The sequence below is a fragment of the Tenacibaculum sp. M1.3A genome (assembly GCF_057732375.1).
The window spans coordinates 288,887-309,262 of the sequence record NZ_JBYJEF010000003.1 but is presented as its reverse complement, the minus strand read 5'-3'; the positions used below and the strand labels follow the sequence as shown (position 1 = coordinate 309,262).

Annotated in this window: 17 protein-coding genes; 11 read left to right on the top strand and 6 right to left on the bottom strand. The window is 32.3% G+C overall.

All coding sequences use genetic code 11. From position 1 onward, the window contains the following. Positions 1-147 precede the first annotated feature (147 nt). From AC28QF_RS06825 to AC28QF_RS06815, 3 genes are all read left to right on the top strand, one after another. Complete coding sequence (locus AC28QF_RS06825) at positions 148-828, top strand: energy transducer TonB (RefSeq protein ID WP_488201028.1); 681 nt, start codon at positions 148-150, stop codon at positions 826-828. 151 nt (positions 829-979) lie between these two features. After that, positions 980-1,711, top strand: a complete 732-nt coding sequence (locus AC28QF_RS06820; protein ID WP_488201029.1) for an energy transducer TonB — start codon at positions 980-982, stop codon at positions 1,709-1,711. Between the two features lie 37 nt (positions 1,712-1,748). Further along, the gene (locus tag AC28QF_RS06815; protein WP_488201030.1) at positions 1,749-4,430 is read left to right on the top strand and encodes a TonB-dependent receptor; all 2,682 of its coding nucleotides are present in this window, start codon (positions 1,749-1,751) and stop codon (positions 4,428-4,430) included. A gap of 321 nt (positions 4,431-4,751) precedes the next feature. Here the strand turns inward: AC28QF_RS06815 and AC28QF_RS06810 are convergent, their stop codons facing one another. The 5 genes from AC28QF_RS06810 to AC28QF_RS06790 all read right to left on the bottom strand — a co-directional run bounded on the left by AC28QF_RS06810 (position 4,752) and on the right by AC28QF_RS06790 (position 8,187). Continuing rightward, the gene (locus AC28QF_RS06810; protein WP_488201031.1) at positions 4,752-5,819 is read right to left on the bottom strand and encodes a CNNM domain-containing protein; all 1,068 of its coding nucleotides are present in this window, start codon (positions 5,817-5,819) and stop codon (positions 4,752-4,754) included. A gap of 89 nt (positions 5,820-5,908) precedes the next feature. Beyond that, positions 5,909-6,748, bottom strand: coding sequence for a DUF3078 domain-containing protein (locus AC28QF_RS06805; protein WP_488201032.1), 840 nt, complete (start codon positions 6,746-6,748; stop codon positions 5,909-5,911). A gap of 92 nt (positions 6,749-6,840) precedes the next feature. Further along, positions 6,841-7,347: a DUF2480 family protein gene (locus AC28QF_RS06800; RefSeq protein ID WP_488201033.1), complete on the bottom strand. Its 507-nt coding sequence runs from the start codon at positions 7,345-7,347 to the stop codon at positions 6,841-6,843. An 82-nt stretch (positions 7,348-7,429) separates the two neighbouring features. Continuing rightward, the gene (locus AC28QF_RS06795) at positions 7,430-7,750 is read right to left on the bottom strand and encodes an iron-sulfur cluster assembly protein (RefSeq protein ID WP_218772106.1); all 321 of its coding nucleotides are present in this window, start codon (positions 7,748-7,750) and stop codon (positions 7,430-7,432) included. Positions 7,751-7,761: 11 nt separating this feature from the next. After that, entirely contained in the window at positions 7,762-8,187 is a 426-nt protein-coding gene (locus tag AC28QF_RS06790) for a SufE family protein (protein WP_488201034.1), read from the bottom strand. 73 nt (positions 8,188-8,260) lie between these two features. Here AC28QF_RS06790 and AC28QF_RS06785 point away from each other — a divergent pair, with 73 nt between their 5' ends. Together AC28QF_RS06785 and AC28QF_RS06780 are read left to right on the top strand one after the other, a co-directional pair. Continuing rightward, entirely contained in the window at positions 8,261-9,187 is a 927-nt protein-coding gene (locus tag AC28QF_RS06785) for a PfkB family carbohydrate kinase (RefSeq protein ID WP_488201035.1), read from the top strand. A 76-nt stretch (positions 9,188-9,263) separates the two neighbouring features. Further along, on the top strand, positions 9,264-11,162 hold the full coding sequence (locus AC28QF_RS06780) for an amidophosphoribosyltransferase (RefSeq protein ID WP_488201036.1): 1,899 nt from the start codon (positions 9,264-9,266) through the stop codon (positions 11,160-11,162). Positions 11,163-11,237: 75 nt separating this feature from the next. Here AC28QF_RS06780 and AC28QF_RS06775 read toward each other — a convergent pair whose 3' ends face one another. Then, on the bottom strand, positions 11,238-11,600 hold the full coding sequence (locus AC28QF_RS06775) for an SPOR domain-containing protein (protein WP_488201037.1): 363 nt from the start codon (positions 11,598-11,600) through the stop codon (positions 11,238-11,240). Between the two features lie 216 nt (positions 11,601-11,816). Between AC28QF_RS06775 and AC28QF_RS06770 the strand changes: the two genes are divergently transcribed. Genes AC28QF_RS06770 through AC28QF_RS06745 form a run of 6 tightly spaced genes read left to right on the top strand, consistent with a single transcriptional unit; the run spans position 11,817 to position 20,369 of the window. Next, positions 11,817-13,106: a c-type cytochrome gene (locus tag AC28QF_RS06770; RefSeq protein WP_488201038.1), complete on the top strand. Its 1,290-nt coding sequence runs from the start codon at positions 11,817-11,819 to the stop codon at positions 13,104-13,106. A gap of 31 nt (positions 13,107-13,137) precedes the next feature. Continuing rightward, the gene (locus AC28QF_RS06765; protein ID WP_488201039.1) at positions 13,138-16,278 is read left to right on the top strand and encodes a TAT-variant-translocated molybdopterin oxidoreductase; all 3,141 of its coding nucleotides are present in this window, start codon (positions 13,138-13,140) and stop codon (positions 16,276-16,278) included. A gap of 27 nt (positions 16,279-16,305) precedes the next feature. Beyond that, a complete protein-coding gene (gene nrfD / locus AC28QF_RS06760) occupies positions 16,306-17,706 on the top strand; it encodes an NrfD/PsrC family molybdoenzyme membrane anchor subunit (protein WP_488201040.1) in 1,401 nt (466 codons plus the stop codon). Beyond that, entirely contained in the window at positions 17,696-18,226 is a 531-nt protein-coding gene (locus tag AC28QF_RS06755; RefSeq protein ID WP_488201041.1) for a DUF3341 domain-containing protein, read from the top strand. Before nrfD ends, AC28QF_RS06755 begins: the two co-directional genes overlap by 11 nt. A 9-nt stretch (positions 18,227-18,235) precedes the next feature. Continuing rightward, entirely contained in the window at positions 18,236-18,784 is a 549-nt protein-coding gene (locus AC28QF_RS06750; RefSeq protein WP_488201042.1) for a c-type cytochrome, read from the top strand. A gap of 22 nt (positions 18,785-18,806) precedes the next feature. After that, positions 18,807-20,369 (top strand): quinol:cytochrome C oxidoreductase, encoded by a 1,563-nt coding sequence (locus AC28QF_RS06745; protein WP_488201043.1) that lies wholly within the window; start codon positions 18,807-18,809, stop codon positions 20,367-20,369. Positions 20,370-20,376: the final 7 nt, after the last annotated feature.

Below are 20,376 nucleotides of genomic sequence, written 5' to 3'. Positions count from 1 at the left end.
TTGTCAAAAATCGTAGTTGATAACACCATTCATAGTCAAATTTCAATCACATATTCTTATTTAATATTTTAGATTAATTCAGCTTGATAATATGCTGTGTTTTTAAAATACAGGATTATTATCTCTGCTTCTTAAAAAAGAAATGAGATGAAAAAACTAACAATAATAGCATTGTTTATTTTCTGTGTACAGCAAATTTCTTCTCAAGAATTGTGTATGCCTGAAGAGAAGACATTAATTGATGTTAATGTTCTTGATAATAATAAATGTGAGATATCGGAAAATAAACCGAAAGAAAAGACCTCTAAAGATATTCAAATGTCAAGTAAGAGGTATTTGAAAAAACGAGTATTTCTAAATCAAACTGTATATTCTGCAAGTAACTTAGAATCAAAAGCACTTACAAACATAACAGCTGCAAATAAAGTAGATGATAAATTACTGGCGGTTTTAATTAAAGAACCAAAAGTAGAGGAGATTTCATTTGATGTTGTAGAGAAGATACCCTTATTTATTACTTGTAAAGAAAGTGATTTAAATAAGGTTGATTGTTTTAATTATGAAATGCAAAAACACATAATTAATAATTTTATGTATCCTAAAAAAGCATTAGAAAAAGAGATAGAAGGTAGTCTTGAGGTTAGTTTCACTATTGATGCAAATGGAGAGATTAGTAAGATTGAAGTTCAAGGGGATGATAATAATGGTATATTAAAGAAAGAAGCAAAAAGAATCGTTTTATTATTACCTAAATTCATGCCTGGTGAGCATAATGGAAATAAGATAGCTGTTTCTTATAAATTCCCGATGAACTTTACTTTAGATTAAAATAATAATAGCCTATAAAATATATAGGGTTTTCCTGTTTTTTATACTTTAACATTTTTTTATAAAAAAAAATAAATATATTTGTAGGCTAATTCAGCTTATATGTATATTTCGTTTAAGTGTTTGATTTAGATTGTAATACCCCAATATTATGAAAAAGTTATTATTAATTATATTGATATGTGCTTTCCCAATAGGCATAATGGCACAACAAGAGGTTTGTGAGACACCAGATGAAGCGGAGCTAGATTTAAATAGTATCAGTGTAACTAAATGTACTATTAAAGAAAAAGACAAGAAAAATAAAAAGACGAGACAAATTACAGTAAAGGTCTCGGCAAGTAGAAGATACCTTAAAAAAAGAGAACCTATTAAAAAACAAAAAGCAGCAGGTCTTGGAACTTTAAGTGTTGCTAAAGTTGAGAAAACAACAGAACAAATAGCAGTTGTTAAGCCAGTAGAATCTTTAAAAAATAATATCGAAGATATTAAAAACAAGATGTCTGCAGAAGAATTAAGAAGTGCCTCGAAGTTTAGTACAGTCGATAAAATTCCTTTATTTAACTCTTGTAAAAATGTTAAAAAAGGAGAACAAGTAGATTGTTTTAATGAGCAAATGATAAATCACATCTCTAAGCATTTTAGGTACCCAAGTACTGCAATTAAAGAATCTATTCAGGGAGAAGTATGGGTTCGTTTTGTGATTGATAAAAATGGAGAGGTTAAAAATATTAAAACTTTAGGACCTAAAAACGGAGAGATATTAAATAGAGAAGCAGTTAGAGTAGTTTCTAAATTATCTCAATTTACACCTGCCAAAAAAGATGGTGGTCGTGTTTCTGTAAAATATGGTTTTCCTATCGCATTTGCTCTAGAAGAGTAATTTTTATAAATTAGAACAATCAATAAAACCAAATAACATGCTTAAAAAACTACTATTAATTTTTTTTGTTACTAGCAGTATTGCTTTATCAGCACAAGTTGCAGTAACAGGAAAAGTTTATGATGAGTACTTAGAGCCTTTTCCTAGTGCTTTAATAAATTCATTACAAGGTAAGACAACGTCAGATATTGATGGTAATTTTACGTTACCAGTAAAATCTGGCTTTCCTTTTTCAATTCAGGTTTCTGCTTTTGGGTATAAAACTGAAACTATAGAGATTACCTCTAAAGATCAAGAATTAAATATCATTTTAAAAGAAAATACAAGCTTAGATGAAGTAGTGATTTCTGCCTCAAGATCTCCAGAACGAGTTATTGAATCGCCAGTAACTATTGAAAGATTAGGTATTAATGATATTAAAAAAGGAACTTCAATTTCTTTTTATGATGGTGTAACCAACTTAAAAGGTATAACCTCTAGAGAAGCAAGTTACGGATTTAAATCTGTGAACTCACGTGGTTTTTCTAGTTTTGATAATACAAGGTTTGTTCAATTAGTAGATGGAGTAGAAACTTCTATACCAGCGCTAAACTTCTCTGCAGGTAACATTGTAGGTTTATCAGAATTAGACGTAAAAGATGTTGAAATATTACCAGGAGCTTCTTCTGCCTTATATGGTGCAAACGCATTTAATGGTATTTTATTAATGCGAAGTAAAAATCCTTTTAAATATGATGGGATTAGTGCATATTTTAAAACGGGTTTTATTGAGCAAGAACAATCAGGATCTGATCAGTTTTATGATGTAGGTATTAGAATGGCTCATAAATTTAGTGATTATTTTGCTGCAAAAGTCAATTTAACAGTTTACAAAGCTGAAGAATGGCATGCAAATGATGATTCAAATACAACAGGTGTTGGAGGTGTCGTTATTGCAGGAAATAGAAATGATACACCAGATTACGATGGTGTAAATTTTTATGGAGATGAAGCTACTTTTACTTTTCCAGGAATTGGTAAAGTAAGTAGAACGGGATATGCAGAGGGTGATTTATACGATTACGATGGTTACGGATTAAAATTTGATGGATCATTACATTTTAGACCAATGGGTAATGATAAACTAGAAATAGTTTATAACTCTCGTTTTTCAAAAGGTAATAATTTATATCAAGCAGCAAATAGATTTTCTCAGGAAGACTATTATGTAGAGCAACACAAATTAGAGGTATTAGGTAAAAACTTTTTTGTGCGTGGATACTTTAATGGTAATGATGGAGGAGATAGAACACATGATGTAAGGTTTTTAGGTCTTGCTTTAAACTCTAAATATAATGATAATAGAACTTGGTTCGGTGAATATAGGACTGCTTTTGTAGGAGGTGTTCCAGGAGTAACTCCAGGTAATGATGCATCAGCAAGAGCTTTTGCTGATAGAAATAGGTTACAGCCAGGAACTGCTGCTTTTAAGCAGGCATTAGATGAAGCTGTTACAACACCTATATCACAGGGTGGAGCAGGAGTTAAAGATGAAACAAGTTTTTACCATGTAGATGCAAATTATAATTTTAGAGACTTAATTAAGTGGGGTGAAATACAAATTGGTGGTTCATACCGTAAGTTTAATATTAACTCTCAAGGAACTTTATTTACTGATGAAAATAGTCCTATCGAATTTGATATGTATGGTGTTTATTCACAAATACAAAAGAAATTTTTAGATGATCGTTTAAAGTTTACAGGGTCTGTTCGTTATGATAAATCATCTAATTTTGAAGGGGATTTTTCTCCAAGGGTAGCATTAAATTATTCAATTAAAGAAAATAAGATATTAAGAGTTTCATACCAAACAGGTTTTAGAACCCCTAGTACAATAGAGCAGTATTTCGGATTAAGATCTGGGCCTAGTAAGTTTCTTTTAGGTACATCTTTAGATAATATAGAGCGTTTCTCTGCGCAAGTATTAAACAATGATGGTACAACAAATACGATTACTGGTGCGCAAGTATTCGAAAAAGCATTTGTATTAGATAATGGGGCTTATGTAAGTGTAACACCTACAGCTATTAAGCCAGAAAGAGTATCTTCATACGAATTGGGATATAGAAGTATAGTGAACATCAGTGATACAAAAATTCTAGAATTAGATGTAAATGGTTATTATAACCAATATGAAAATTTTGTGGCGACTAAAAATGTAATTGTTCCTAATTATGGGGATACTATTCTTACAGGCCCTCTTGGTGGTCCAGTTGACGCGACAGAATTTGCATTAAACTCTAATACAACCGCAGACGTACAGTCATACGGAATAGGAGTGGGTGTTAATACAAAACTGTTTAGAGCATTTGATTTTGGTATAAATTACACATTGAGTAAATTAGTTTTTGACCAAGAAGAAGATACAGAATTCGAACCAGGTTTTAACACACCAGAGCATCAAGTAAAAGTGATGTTTGGAAACGAAAACTTATTTAGCAATTTCGGATTTAATGTAAACGCTAGATGGCAGAATGAATTTTTATGGCAGTCTGGTTTCTTAAGCGGAAACGTTGATAGTAGAACAGTATTAGACGCACAAATTAATTATAGAATCCCTTCTTTAAAATCAAGACTTAAAGTTGGTGGTACTAACTTAACAAGAAAAGAGTATAATGTAGCGCCAGGATCTGGATTAATAGGTTCTATGTATTACGTTTCTTGGACGATAAATGATTAATTAGAAATAATACAATTATATAAAAAGGGAGTGGTTTAAATCACTCCCTTTTTTTTGCTTTTATTTTGTATTGTTATTGCAAGAAAATAGCTTCAAGTTGTATTATCCATTAGTTAAAAAGATGATTACTGTCCCTTGTAATTAACTATAAATGTTACCCACGTAATTATAACTTCTTTGATTAACTTATGGTATAGTAAAGGATGCATAAATATAGTATATGTGCATTTCAGTTTTTAAATAACAAAAAAACCAGAGATGTAAATCTCTGGTTTAATTATTTATAGTTGTATGTATTGTTGATTTAACTTGTTTTTAGGATTACTTCTTTTCTAAATTATTTATAATGCCTAAGCGCTTTTTCCAATTCTTTCTAGCTAAGCTTTGTAAGTTAGCTACATTGTCGCTTTCATCCATAATTTCGTAGCCTAATAAGGTTTCTATTACGTCTTCTTGAGTTATTAAGCCGCTTACAGAGCCATACTCATCAACAATTAAAGCTAAGTGCTCTCTTTGTTCAATTAACTTCTTAAATAAGCCTGGGATGGATAAATCTCTATCAGCAATAATAATATCTCTTTTAATTGATTTTAATGGATCACTACCTTTTTTATCTATTAAAGCTAATAAAAGTTGATCTTTTAATATGTACCCAGTTATGTTATCCGGATTGTTAGAGAATACTGGGATTCTAGAAAAATTTAATAATTTATTATTTTTAAAAAAAGATTCAATAGATTCGTTTTCATCAGCAATTTTAATAACCGTACGGGGTGTCATAATGTGTTTTGCCTGAATATCTTTAAAATTAAGCATATTCCGTATTACATTACTTTCATTTTGTTGAAAAACACCTTCTTGTTCAGCAATGTCAGTCATTGCGGTGAAATCTTCCCTGCTTAAAATACTCTCACCATGACCACCTTTTTCGCCAATCAATTTAGTAGTAAGTTGAAGTACCCATAAAATACCTGTCCATTTTAATGGGAATATCATTACTTTTAATGCAGTTGTAGTAAAGCTAGCAAGTTGTTTCCAATAAGTTGCGCCGATTGTTTTTGGAATGATTTCTGACGCAACTAAAATTAATATTGTCATTGCAGCAGAAACGATAAAAACACCATAACCATCATCATTAAATATCTTTTTAGCCTCAGTACCAACCAATATTGCTCCTACAGTATGCGCAAGAGTGTTTAATGTAAGAATTGCGATTAAAGGTTTATCAACATCTTTTTTTAATGTTTCTAGTTGAGTAGCAAAACCAACACTTTCTTTCTTTTTTACATTAACAAAAGTTGGCGTTACACTCAGTAAAACAGCCTCTAATATGGAGCATATGAAAGAGAAAAATATAGATACTGTTGCGTATATTAATAGTAAAGTCATTCTTTTTAAATTTTAAGCAAAAGTAAGCAAAAAAGAAAACCTTAAAGAGATGACTCTTTAAGGTTTTCTTTTTTTTGAATAGTTATTTTTTAGAAGCCATAGTTTACACCTAATCCAAAGACTTCTTTTGTTTGAAATCCTTCAAAAGCATTATCGTCATAAATAGCTTGCATAGATAAATTGGCAGATAAATATTTATTTACCTTCATAACTATGTTTAAGGTGTAATCAATATCAACATTTTGAGCATCTTCTAAATAGTTGCTATATAAATTTAAAATATTTTCTACACTTACATTTTTCATGACTTCTACTTTATAGTATCCACTAATAGAAGCACCTAATTCATACCTTGTACTTTCACCTTGCTCTACACCAAAAGCCGGTCCAAGATCAGTTAAATGAGAATGGACTAAAATTAGTTTAGAAGTTGCAGGAGCGAAATTAACTTTTAGCTTGTCAGATTTTTTCCATAACATACCAGGACCTATTTGAAAATAAGCTGGAGAGAAAAAATGTGAGGTCTGCACTCCATCAACATCAGTTGATGACATTTGCGTTTTAAAATTTAAAAAAGCTGAGTAATACCAGTATTTAGATGCTTTTTTACCAACAAGAGAGTTTAGCTCTAAACGATCATCTGTTTTCTGAATGTCTTCTTTTTTTATTTTTGTTAATCCGTAAGAAGCAATTAACTTATTATCCCAAGTCCAATCATTTTTAGTGTAGTTAAAGTCGTAATTCAAGCTTAAAGTTCCTGAAATGTTATTTACACCACCAGCTAACCAGTTGTTAAATGCAGATTGATTGAATAAAAAAGAGATGTTACCTTCTTTTTTCCATCCATCTATATTTTCTTCTTTTTTCTCTTCTTGAGCATTCATTGATAATGCACCAAATAATACAGCGACTGCTAATAGTTTTTTCATTGATTTTATTTTTATTTTTTTTGAGATAAAATATCTCTTAACTTTTTTTTAGACAAGATTATTTTAAAAAGTCACTTAATTTATAAATTAATTTACTTTTTTCTAAATAACGGAACAGTTGAACAAGCTTCACCAAACATGATGTTTTTTGCAATAGGTTGTAGTTTTTGGATTAAAAAGGTATAGGCAGATGCTGGTATCGGTTTGTTTGTACAGCCTTTAATGATTACAGGTTTTCCTTGATATTGTGTACCATCTAGTTTATTAATTAATTCTTGGTAAATAGTAGTTTCTAACAACTCTAAATTACCAACCACTATCTTTTTAGCAAATTCACACAAATGAGCTGTTAATAATAAGTAAGCCCATGAAGGTATAATAGCATCCGAAGAACATGTTAAAGCAATATAAGTGTCTTTATATTGCGACCAATCATGATTTTTAACTTGTTCTCTAAAATCTTTCTCACGAAGAATTAATTCTTCATATAACCAACTTTTAATATCAAAAACAATACGTTGCCCTTTCGGATAATAATCTTCAAGGTCAATAGTAATTAATTTACTGGTTGCAATTTTATTTATAATTTCTTCAGCCATCTATTTTGAAACGTCATTGCTAATAGAAATGAAGCAATCTTTTAACAGATAGTTTCGTTCTTGTTTGCAATGACAAATTTATTTAAAGCATTCCTAATTCTAACTTAGCCTCTTCGCTCATCATTTCTTGAGTCCATGTAGGATCGAAAGTAATTTCTACTTCACAAGCGTTAATTTCTTTTAACGACTTTACTTTCTCTTCAATATCAACAGGTAAACTTTCTGCTACTGGGCAGTTAGGTGAAGTTAAAGTCATTAAAATTTTAGCATTGTATTCTTCAGAAACAAATACATCATAAATTAATCCTAACTCGTATATATCTACAGGAATTTCAGGATCGTATATTGTTTTTAAAACACCAACAATTTTATCTCCTAATACTTCTAATTCTTTATCGTTCATAATCTACTTCTTTATTTTATTAGTTTAGATTGCTGTGCAATCGCATACATTTTTATTTGCTTTACCATAGAAACTAAACCGTTTGCTCTGGTTGGACTTAAATGTTCTTTTAAGCCAATTTCATCAATAAAATCGGTTTTAGCTTCAATAATTGCTTGTGGAGTTTGGTTAGAATACACTCTTAATAATAATGCTACAATTCCCTTAGTTAAAATGGCATCACTGTCGGCAGTAAAACTAATAGTGTCTTCTTGTAATTCAGAATACAACCACACTTTAGATTGACAACCTTTAATTAAATTTTCATCTAATTTATACGTGTCGTTTATTAAAGGTAAAGATTTTCCTAAGTCAATTATATATTCATAACGTCCCATCCAGTCATCAAACATAGAAAACTCATCAATAATTTCTTCTTGTATTTCTTTGATAGTCATTTTTTAAAACTATTTTTGCAGTGTCTAAGGACACTTTATTTAAAAGAGCAAAATTACAGTAAAAAAATAAGAAATGAGTAAATTATTAGCAGTTGGTACCGTAGCTTTTGACGCTATAGAAACACCTTTTGGTAAAACAGATAAGATATTAGGAGGTTCAGGAACTTTTGTAGGTTTAGCAGCATCTCAATTTGGTGTTAAAACAGGCGTTGTTTCTGTTGTTGGTGGAGATTTTCCGAAGTCATATTTAGATATGATGAACAATAAAGGAATTAATACTGATGGTATTGAAGTTGTTAAAGAAGGTAAAACTTTTTTTTGGAGCGGTAAATATCATAATGACATGAATTCTCGTGATACTTTAATTACAGAGTTAAATGTATTAGAGCATTTTCAGCCAGTTGTACCAGAAGCGTTTAAAGATGCAGGTATTGTTATGTTAGGTAATTTACACCCATTAACACAGGCATCAGTTTTAGATCAAATGACCGAAAGACCTAAATTAGTAGTGTTAGATACTATGAATTTTTGGATGGACATTGCTTTAGCTGATTTACATACCGTTTTAAAACGTGTAGATGTTATTACAATTAATGATGAAGAAGCACGTCAGTTAAGTGGTGAGTATTCGTTGGTTAATGCAGCTAAGAAAATTCATGAAATGGGTCCTAAATATGTAGTGATTAAAAAAGGAGAACACGGAGCTTTATTATTTAATGAAGGTAAAATGTTCTTTGCGCCAGCATTGCCATTAGCAGATGTTTTTGATCCTACAGGAGCAGGAGATACTTTTGCAGGAGGTTTTTGTGGGTATTTAGCAAAAACTGAAGATATTTCGTTTGAGAATATGAAAAACGGAATTATATACGGGTCTAATTTAGCTTCGTTCTGTGTAGAGAAATTTGGTACACAGCGAATGGAGGAATTAACAAAGGACGAAGTGCAAACACGCTTGCAGTCTTTTAAAGAATTAACACAATTTGATATTGAGTTATCATAAATAAAAAAATCCGCGCTTTTTGCTGCGGATTTTTTTTTGCAACAAAACAACAACAACACAATTAAATATTTTTCAAATGAGTGACGCTATAAAGCACGAATGTGGTATTGCCATGGTTAGATTATTAAAACCATTACAATATTATAAAGATAAATACGGAACTGCATTTTATGGTGTAAATAAAATGTACTTGTTAATGGAAAAGCAACATAACCGTGGGCAAGATGGCGCAGGGTTAGCTAGTATTAAATTTAATGTAGCACCAGGAACAAGGTATATTAGTAGAATACGATCTAACCAATCACAACCTATTCAGGATATTTTTGGAAAGATAAACGAAAGAATTGCAGGTGTTTTAGAAGAAAATCCAGCTAAAACAAATGATATCAAGTGGCAAGAAGAAAATGTACCGTATTTAGGTAACCTTTTTTTAGGACACGTTCGTTATGGTACTTTTGGTAAAAATTCGATAGAAAGTGTACATCCTTTTTTACGTCAAAGAAACTGGAAACATCAAAACTTAATTGTTGCAGGTAATTTTAACATGACCAACTCTAAACAGTTGTTAAACGATTTGGTAGATTTAGGTCAGCACCCAAAAGAGTTTACAGATACTGTAACTGTTATGGAAAAAATCGGACATTTCTTAGAGGATGAAGTTTCTGATTTGTATGTTAAAGCCAAAGAGAAAGGTTATAGTAAAAAAGATGCTTCTGGTTATATAGAAGAGAATTTAAATATTCAAAACATACTACAACGCTCTGCGAAAAATTGGGATGGTGGTTATGCTATGGCTGGTCTATTAGGTCATGGAGATGCGTTTGTGTTAAGAGATCCATCAGCAATCAGACCCGCTTTTTATTATCAAGATGATGAAGTAGTTGTTGTAGCGTCTGAACGTCCGGCAATTCAAACAGTTTTTAATGTGCCTATTGATAAAATTAAAGAGATCGATAGAGGTCATGCTTTAATTATTAAAAAGAATGGCGAAACATCAATGTCGCCAGTTTTAGAACAACGCCCAAAGAAATCATGTTCTTTTGAGCGTATTTATTTCTCTAGAGGAAGTGATGCTTCAATTTATGAAGAACGTAAAAATCTAGGAAAATATGTTTTTCCAGAAGTTTTAAAATCTATCGATAACGATATAGAAAATGCTGTTTTTTCATACATACCAAACACGGCAGAAACATCATTTTTCGGAATGATGGAAGCGGCTGAAGATGTTTTAAATCAGCAAAAAACAGCAGCTATTTTAGCTGGTGATGGTAAGTTAACGAAAGAAGAAGTTATAGAGATATTATCAAAAAGACCACGGTTCGAAAAAATTGCTATTAAAGACGCAAAGCTTAGAACTTTTATTACAGATGATAGCAGTCGTAATGATTTGGTGGCCCATGTTTACGATGTTACATATGGAGTTGTAAAAGAAACTGATAATTTAGTAATTATTGATGATAGTATTGTGCGTGGTACAACTTTAAAGAAAAGTATCATAAAAATATTAGATCGTTTAAATCCGAAGAAAATAGTGGTAGTTTCTTCAGCGCCTCAAATTCGTTATCCAGATTGTTATGGTATCGATATGGCAAAAATCAATGATTTTATAGCTTTTAAAGCAACATTAGAATTGTTGAAAGAAACAAACCAATATCATATTATAGATACGGTATATGCAAAGTGTAAAAAACAAGAAGTTAGTGAAGACAAAGATGTTGTAAATTATGTAAAAGAAATTTATGCGCCTTTTACAGATGAGCAAATCTCAGCTAAAATTGCACAAATGCTAAAAACACCAGAAATTAAATCAGAGGTAGAAGTTATTTTTCAGCCTGTTAGTGGTTTGCACAAAGCATGTCCTGATAATTTAGGAGATTGGTATTTTACAGGAGATTACCCAACAGATGGTGGTAATCGTGTGGTAAACCAAGCTTTTATTAATTTTTATGAAGGAAGTGACAAACGAGCTTATTAAAAAAAGTCCTTAAATTAAAAGTGTAAAAAAAGCGAAATCAATTGATTTCGCTTTTTTGTATTTTGCTATTTAAATTTATAGCGGAATAACAATCGCTCCGTTAAATTGTTCTCTTATTTTATTTAAAGACCTGTCTGCCTCTAGTCTTGTTTTGTAGTTGCCAATTTGTACTTTCCACTCAGGAGATTTGTAAACTAATTTCGTGTAAACACCTGGGTATTCAACCTGGAATCTACTTCGTAAACTTTTTGCTTTTCTCTCTAAGCCGTTGTATAGCTGAATCCTATAGCCTGTCCCGTTGTGCTTGTTGTATTGTCTTTTTTTATTGATTAGTGCAATAATATCTTTATTTTTAGTAATATTATCTTGAGCATTACTATTAAAAACACCAATAACAAGACCTAAAATTAAACTTAGTATAATGCTTCTTTTTTTCATTTTATTAAAACTTTTTACAAAAGTAACGACTTGCAATTTAATAGATTGTCTACGTTAGTTATTTAGAATAAATATAAATTATAAATTAGCAATCTCTTAACTTTTCACAATTTAGACAGAAGTAGTACTTTTGTATAAGTTTCTAATTTGCTGCTTTCAGAATAGCATTGTAGAAAAAAAAGTGCCAAAACAGATACAAAACTTATATTTAACAGTATGAAAAGTGTGAAACATCACAGTAAATTAACCCAAAAACTCGTAAAGAGTTTAGCTTTCTTTTTAGTTTTATTTATAAGCTTTTCAGCATTTTCTCAAGATGTTGATGAAGCTCGCCAGAAAGAAGGGAAGAAATTATTTAAATCTTTATGTGCTTCATGTCACAAGTTAGACAAGAAACTTGTTGGGCCTAAGTTAGGTGGAGTTGAAGAAAGAAGAGAGAACGATTGGTTAAAGTCTTGGATTAAAGACAATGCAGCGTTAAGAGCTTCTGGTGATAAAGATGCAATTGCAATTTTCGAAGAGTATAAAGGTTCTAATATGACCGCTTTTCCTCAGTTAACAGATCAGAATATCGATGATATTCTTTATTACACAACTGTTGGTGAGATTGCTAAGCCAGGTCAAATAGCAGTAGCTGCAGCTGGTACAGAGAAAGGAGATTCGCCAAGATGGTTGTTGTATGTTTTAGCAGCAGCTATTATTGTAGCTTTTTTAATTATTGCTAATTTATTAAAAACAATTAGTGAGTTAAAAGGAGCACCTAAAACACCTGGTATGCTTGGTCAATCGGCTGAGTTATGGGCAGGTATTAAAAAGAATACTTTTTTACATGTTTTAGCTGTTATTTTTGGAGCTTTAATTGGAATTTACATCTTATTCGGAACCTTGTTTCAAGTAGGTGTTGATGAAGGTTATCAGCCAATACAGCCTATCGCATTTTCTCATAAAATTCATGCAGGTGATAATAAGATTGATTGTCAATACTGTCACTCATCAGCAAAGCATAGTAAGCATTCAGGTATTCCTTCTGTAAATGTTTGTATGAATTGTCATAAAAATATTTCTGAAGTAGCAGATGATACTAAAGTGGTTATGGATGATCATACTTTAGTAAAGTCAGATTTAGATAAAGAAATAGCTAAGATTTATGAAGCAGCTGGTTGGGATGCTGAAAACTTAGAATATACTGGTAATACGAAACCTGTAAAATGGGTTAGAGTACATAACTTACCGGATTTTGCATACTTTAATCACTCGCAACACGTAACTGTAGGAGGAGTCGCTTGTCAGAAATGTCACGGTCCTGTAGAAGAAATGGAAGAAGTATATCAATACTCTCCATTAACAATGGGTTGGTGTATAGATTGTCATAAAACAACGAAGGTTGATTTAAAGGGTAATGAGTATTATGCTAAAATTCATAAAGAATTAGCGGCAAAGTATGGTGTTGATCAAGTTACAATTGCTCAACTAGGAGGAAAAGAGTGTGGTAAGTGCCACTATTAATCAATTAGAAAGTAGAAAAACACGTATATAAATGGCTTCAAACAAAAAATACTGGCAAAGTGTTGAAGAACTTAAAGGTAGTTCTGTTGTTGAAACGCTGCGTAATAATGAGTTTGTACAAGATATTCCTACAGATGAGTTTTTAGGTGATAAAGAAACATTAGAAACATCATCTACATCACGTAGAGATTTCTTAAAATACGTTGGGTTTACAACAGCAGCTGCATCATTAGCTGCTTGTGAAGGTCCCGTAAGAAAATCAATCCCTTATGTAGTGCAACCGAATGATATCGTTGTAGGTGTTGCTGATTGGTATGCAACTACAATTGCTGATGGTTTTGATTTTGCAAACGTATTAGTAAAAACACGCGAAGGTCGTCCTATTCTTGTAATGCCTAATAAGCAAGCAGGAGGAGAAACAAATGCACGTACTCAAGCATCTGTTTTATCATTATATGATAGCGAATTACGTTTAAAAGAACCTAAAAAAGGAGAAGCTGAAATTTCTTGGGCAGACGCCGATAAAGAAATTGTAGCTAAACTTAATGAATTAAAAGAAGCAAACGAATCAGTAGTTTTATTAACAGGTACTTTAGCGAGTCCTTCTACTGAAAAAGTAATTGCTGATTTTACTGCAGTATATCCAAACGTTAAGCACGTTGTTTATGATGCAATTTCAGAAAGTGCAACTGCCGATGCTTTTGAAGCAATGTACGGTAAACGCGCTGTGCCTAACTACGATTTTAGTAAAGCAGAAGTTATTGTTTCTGTAGGTGCTGATTTTATTGGTGACTGGCAAGGTGGATATGAGAAGTCTTATGCAGATGGGCGTAGAGCTGATTCTGGTAGAATGTCTTACCATGTTCAAATAGAAAGTAATATGTCTTTAGCAGGGGCAAATGCTGATAAAAGAATGGTTGTAAAGCCTTCTGATCAAGTATATGCTTTGGTTAATTTATATAATTCTGTAACAGGAGAATCACTTCCATCTAAAGCAACTAAGTTTGATGCAGAAATTAAAAAGCTAGCTATCGATTTAAAGAAAGCAGGTTCAAAAGGAGTTGTAGTTACAGGTTTAAATGATAAAAACGCTCAGTTAATTGCTTTTGCAATTAATGAGAAATTAAATAGTGAGATTTTCGATACTAAAGCGGTTAATTTAACGCGTCAAGGTAACGATACTCAAGTGGCTGAATTAGTTGCAGATATTAAAAGTGGTAAGGTTAAAGGTTTAGTTACTTATAACACAAATCCTTTATATACATTAGCAAATGCATCTGAATTAGCAGAAGGAATTAAAAAATTAAAATTATCTGTTGCAATAGCTACTCAGAATGATGTAACAGCTAAGGCAACACAATATACATTACCAGCACCTCATAACTTAGAAAGTTGGGGTGATGTTACGATAACAGCAGGTACTTATAGTTTAATGCAGCCTACTATTTCTCCGTTATTTAATACACGTCAGTTACAAGATGTGTTATTAAAATGGTCTGGTAGTTCTGTAAACTATTACGATACTTTAAAAGAATTTTGGAGCACTACTGTTTTAGCAGGTGCATCATGGAATCAAGCATTACATGATGGTTTCTTTAAGTCAGAAATGATGTTAGAAGAAGAAGCTTTTGAAACTTCAGTAGTTATAACTGCTTCTGCTGCTGAATTAGTTAAAGCAGCAAGCGCATCTTCAGGTTTCGAATTAAACTTATATTCATCAACTGCATTAGGTGATGGTAAACAAGCGAATAACCCTTGGTTACAAGAATTGCCAGATCCTATTACTCGTGCATCATGGGATAACTACTTAACCGTTTCTATGGCTGATGCTAGAGAATTAGGTTTTGAAAACCCAGTAAAAGATAACGGAGCAATTAATGGTAACTACGCTAGCGTAACAGTAAATGGAGTAACAATTAAGAGTGTTCCTGTGATGATTCAACCAGGTCAAGCAAAAGGATCTGTTGGTTTAGCATTAGGTTATGGTAGAACTGAAGGTTTAAAAGAAGAGATGCAAGTTGGTGTCAACGCGTATCCTTTCTTAAAAGATGGTAACAACGTACAATATAATGTTGCTATCGAGAAAACTTCAGGATGGCATAAGTTTGCTTGTACTCAGGTACAAAGTACACTTGCAGGTCGTCATGATATCTTAAAAGAAGCTACATTACAGCAAGTAAATAATAAAAATTTAGATCCAAAACATACTTGGAACAAACCAGCAATGGTTTCTTATGACCACCAAGAAACAGCGGCTAGTAAAATAGACTTATGGGATGATCATAATCGTGAAGTTGGTCACCACTTTAATCTATCTATCGATTTAACATCTTGTACAGGATGTGGGGCATGTGTCGTAGCATGTCATGCAGAAAATAATGTGCCAGTTGTAGGTAAAGACGAAGTAAGAGTAGGTAGAGATATGCACTGGTTGCGTATTGATCGTTATTATTCTTCTACGGTTGTAGATAAGCAACATGAAGCTTCAATGACTATTGAAGAATTCAGATCAGAGAATCCTAATTTAGCGAATAAAGACGTTGAAAGAAAGTATACAGAAAGAGTTTTAGAATTAAGTAAAGGTGATTTATTTGACGCTTTAGAAAATTCTGCTGAAAACCCAGAAGTAGCTTTCCAACCAATGATGTGTCAGCACTGTAATCACGCACCATGTGAAACAGTTTGTCCGGTTGCAGCAACATCTCATGGTCGTCAAGGTCAAAATCAAATGGCATATAACAGATGTGTTGGTACAAGATATTGTGCAAACAACTGTCCATATAGAGTTCGTCGTTTCAACTGGTTTAATTATGCTGAAAACAATGAATTCGATTTCAACATGAACAACGAATACGGTAAGATGGTTTTAAACCCAGATGTAGTAGTTCGTTCTCGTGGAGTTATGGAAAAATGTTCTATGTGTATTCAAATGACTCAAGCAACTATCTTAAAAGCTAAAAAAGAAGGTAGAGCTGTAAATAAAGACGAATTTGAAACAGCATGTTCATCAGCTTGTTCTACAGGAGCAATGGTGTTTGGAGATGTTAACAATTCTGAAGATGCAGTAGCAGCATTAAAAGAAGATAGTAGAGCTTTCCATGTTTTAGACTATATTGGTACAAAACCAAATGTAGTTTACCAAGTAAAAGTTAGAAATACAAACGAAGCTTAATAATATAATTAATAAGTATATAGATTTATGTCGTCTCATTACGAATCATCTTATAGAGAACCTTTAGTGTTGGGTAACAAAAGTTACCATGATATCACTGAAGACATTGCAAAACCTATTGAGGGTAAAGCAAATCAAAATTGGTATATCGCATTTTATATCTCTTTAGCAGCAATGTTATGGGGATTTGGATGTATTTTCTACACAGTCGGTACAGGTATCGGTGTGTGGGGATTAAGTAAAAACATTGGTTGGGCGTGGGATATTACCAACTTTGTATGGTGGGTAGGTATTGGTCACGCTGGAACATTAATTTCGGCAGTACTACTATTATTCCGTCAAAAATGGAGAATGGCAATTAACCGTTCGGCAGAAGCGATGACAATCTTTGCGGTTTTTCAAGCAGGATTATTTCCAATTATCCACATGGGACGTCCATGGAATGGATATTGGGTGTTACCAATGCCAAACCAATTTGGTTCGTTATGGGTAAACTTTAACTCGCCATTACTATGGGATGTATTTGCAATATCAACCTATTTATCTGTATCATTAGTTTTCTGGTGGACAGGTTTATTACCAGATTTTGCAATGATTCGTGATAGAGCAGTAAAGCCTTTTCAAAAGAAAATTTACGCTTTATTATCTTTCGGATGGTCTGGTAGAGCAAAAGATTGGCAACGTTTCGAAGAAGTATCTTTAGTGTTAGCGGGTTTAGCAACACCATTAGTACTTTCTGTACACACAATTGTATCTATGGATTTTGCTACTTCTATTAACCCAGGATGGCACTCTACTATATTTCCACCTTACTTCGTAGCTGGAGCAATCTTTTCAGGATTTGCAATGGTACAAACCTTATTAGGTATTATGCGTAAGGTTACTAATATGGAAGCTTATATTACACGTTTACACGTTGAATATATGAATATCGTAATCCTTTTAACAGGTGGTATTGTAGCTGTAGCGTATGCAACAGAATTCTTTATTGCATGGTATACGGGTTCACCTTATGAAAACTATACTTACTTATCATTTGGAGCTGAAGCAGGACCTTACGGATGGGCATTTTGGGCACTTTTATGGTGTAACATTATCTTGCCGCAATTATTATGGATTAAGAAATTAAGAAGAAGTTTTATCTTCTCTTTTATTATCTCAATCGTAATTAATATAGGTATGTGGTTTGAGCGTTTCGATATTATCGCAATTGTATTAAGTAAAGGACATTTACCATCTACATGGTGGCGTTTCGAGCCAACATTTGTTGATGTGGGTATCTTTGTAGGAACTATTGGGTTTTTCTTTGTATTATTCTTATTATATGCAAGAACATTCCCAGTAATAGCACAAGCAGAAGTTAAGACAATCTTGAAATCTTCAGGAGAGAACTATAAAAAAATAAGAGAGAAGAACAATGAGCACTAATAAAGTAATTCACGCATTTTATAATGATGATGATATCTTAATGGATGCCGTTAAGAAAATCAAAGGAGAACATCATCACCACATCGAAGAAGTATTTTGTCCATTTCCTGTTCACGGACTAGACAAAGCATTAGGATTAGCACCAACGCGTTTAGCAATTACTGCATTCTTTTACGGAATTACAGGTTTATGCTTTGCAATTTGGATGACTAATTATATGATGATTCAAGATTGGCCACAAGACATTGGTGGTAAGCCTAACTTTAGTTGGTTTACAAATATGCCAGCCTTTGTACCAATTATGTTTGAATTAACAGTGTTTTTTGCAGCCCACTTAATGGTAATTACTTTTTATATGAGAAGTAGAATATGGCCATTTAAAGAAGCCGAAAATCCAGATCCAAGAACAACAGATGATCATTTTTTAATGGAGATTCCTGTTCATGGTAATGAAGACGAGTTAAAAGCATTGGTTGAATCAACTGGAGCTGTAGAGATTAATATAGTAGAAAAGCACTAATAAAGAGATATGAAAAGTTTTGTAAAAATAATCGTCGCTTTAGTTGTAATAACAAGTGTTATTTCATGTGGTGATAAACGTACACCTCAATTACAATACATGCCAGATATGTATGTTTCTATTCCTTATGATGCGAATGGAGATACGGGAATCTTTAATAATACTTCAGATATATTACCAGTAGCAGGTACTGTAAGTAGAAATGGTATAGTAGCTTACGACATTCCTAATACAAACGAAGGGTATGAATTAGCAAAAGTAGAATTAAAGAATCCTTTAGAAACCACCGAAAAGAACTTATCAAAAGGTAAAGAGCTATACACAATTTATTGTGCTACTTGCCATGGTAAAAAAGGAGATGGTAATGGAGTTTTATCTCAAAGAGATAAGTTTAATGGTATACCTAACTATAAAGATAGAGACTTAACGCCAGGTAATATTTATCATGTACTTATGTACGGTAAAAATTTAATGGGTTCTCATTCAGGTCAATTACAGTACAAAGAGCGTTGGCAAGTTGTGCAGTATGTAGAGAAATTAAGAAGCGAATTAAAATAAGTATATAATAGATAGTTAAGATATGTACAAGTTTTCAGGAAAATTAAAAATGCTTGCTATTATTTTAATGGCTGTAGGACTTATAGGAACTGTTTATAGTTTTTATAGTGCACCTAAAACATTAGAAGAAGCAAAAGAAATTTTAGCAAATCAGCACGGTGCTCATCATGGAGATCATGCTGTTGCTGATTCTCATAAAGCAACAACTCACGTTGAAAACGCTAAAGAAGAAGCACACGCTACAACAGAAACACATGAGAAAGAAAATCATGCTTCTGATAGTACAACTGTTCAAACAGAAAATACTGAAGTTGCACATGTAGCAGATTCAACAAATGCAAAACATAAAGAAGAAGTAAAAGAACAGCATGCTGATGCAGCTGTAAAACATACAGATGCTACACAAGCACACGGAGAAAGCCATGAAGATGCACATGCAGAACATGCTTTTCATCAAATGCAAAACCGTCCTTGGGCAGCTTTTTTTGTTGCTTTAATGTTCTTTTTAGGAGTTACATTATTAGTATTAGCTTTTTATGCAATACAAAGAGTAGCCCAAGCAGGTTGGTCTATCGTATTATTTAGAGTAATGGAAGCAATTACAGCTAATTTACACTATGTAAGTGCTATAATGTTAGTATTTTTAATTGCTACTTTTATGCATATGAATCATTTATTTCCTTGGATGGGCGAAGGTGTTTTTGATCCTAAAAGTCCTAATTATGATGCTGTAGTAGATGGAAAAAAATGGTTTTTAAATACACCAGGTTGGTTAATTAGAAGTATCTTTTATTTAACTGTTTGGAATGTATATCGTTTCTTCATCAGAAAAGGCTCTATAGAACAAGATAATGGAGACTTAAAGTTACATAAGAGAAACTATAATATTTCTGTAGTTTTCTTATTCTTGTTTATGATTACAGAATCTATGATGTCGTGGGATTGGATTATGGGTATTGACCCTCACTGGTTCTCTACTTTATTTGCATGGTATGTTTTAGCAACTTTCTTAGTATCTGCATTAACAGTTATTGCTTTTGTAACTATATATTTAAGAGCAAAAGGTCATTTACCATTTGTAAACGATAGTCATATTCATGATTTAGCAAAGTATATGTTTGGTTTTTCAGTATTCTGGACTTACTTATGGTTTGCACAGTTTATGTTAATTTGGTATGCAGATATTCCTGAAGAAACAACTTATTTCTTATTGCGTTTCAATGAATATAAAGTTCCATTTTTGGCAATGGTAGTTATGAACTTTATCTTTCCAATATTATTATTAATCAATAGCGATTTTAAAAGCGTTCCTTGGTTTGTAACAATTGGAGGAGTTGTAATATTAGCAGGTCATTATTTAGATTTATTCGTAATGATTATGCCAGGAACAGTTGGTGCACAGTACGGTTTTGGAATTGGAGAAATAAGTGGAATTTTATTCTTCTTAGGTTTATTTATATATGCTACCTTTAGCGCGTTTGCAAAAGCGAATACATTGGCAAAAGGAAATCCGTTCTTACACGAAAGTGAAACACACCATTACTATAACATCGAACACAGAGGTGAAGGTAGTAACGACCATTAATAATTAT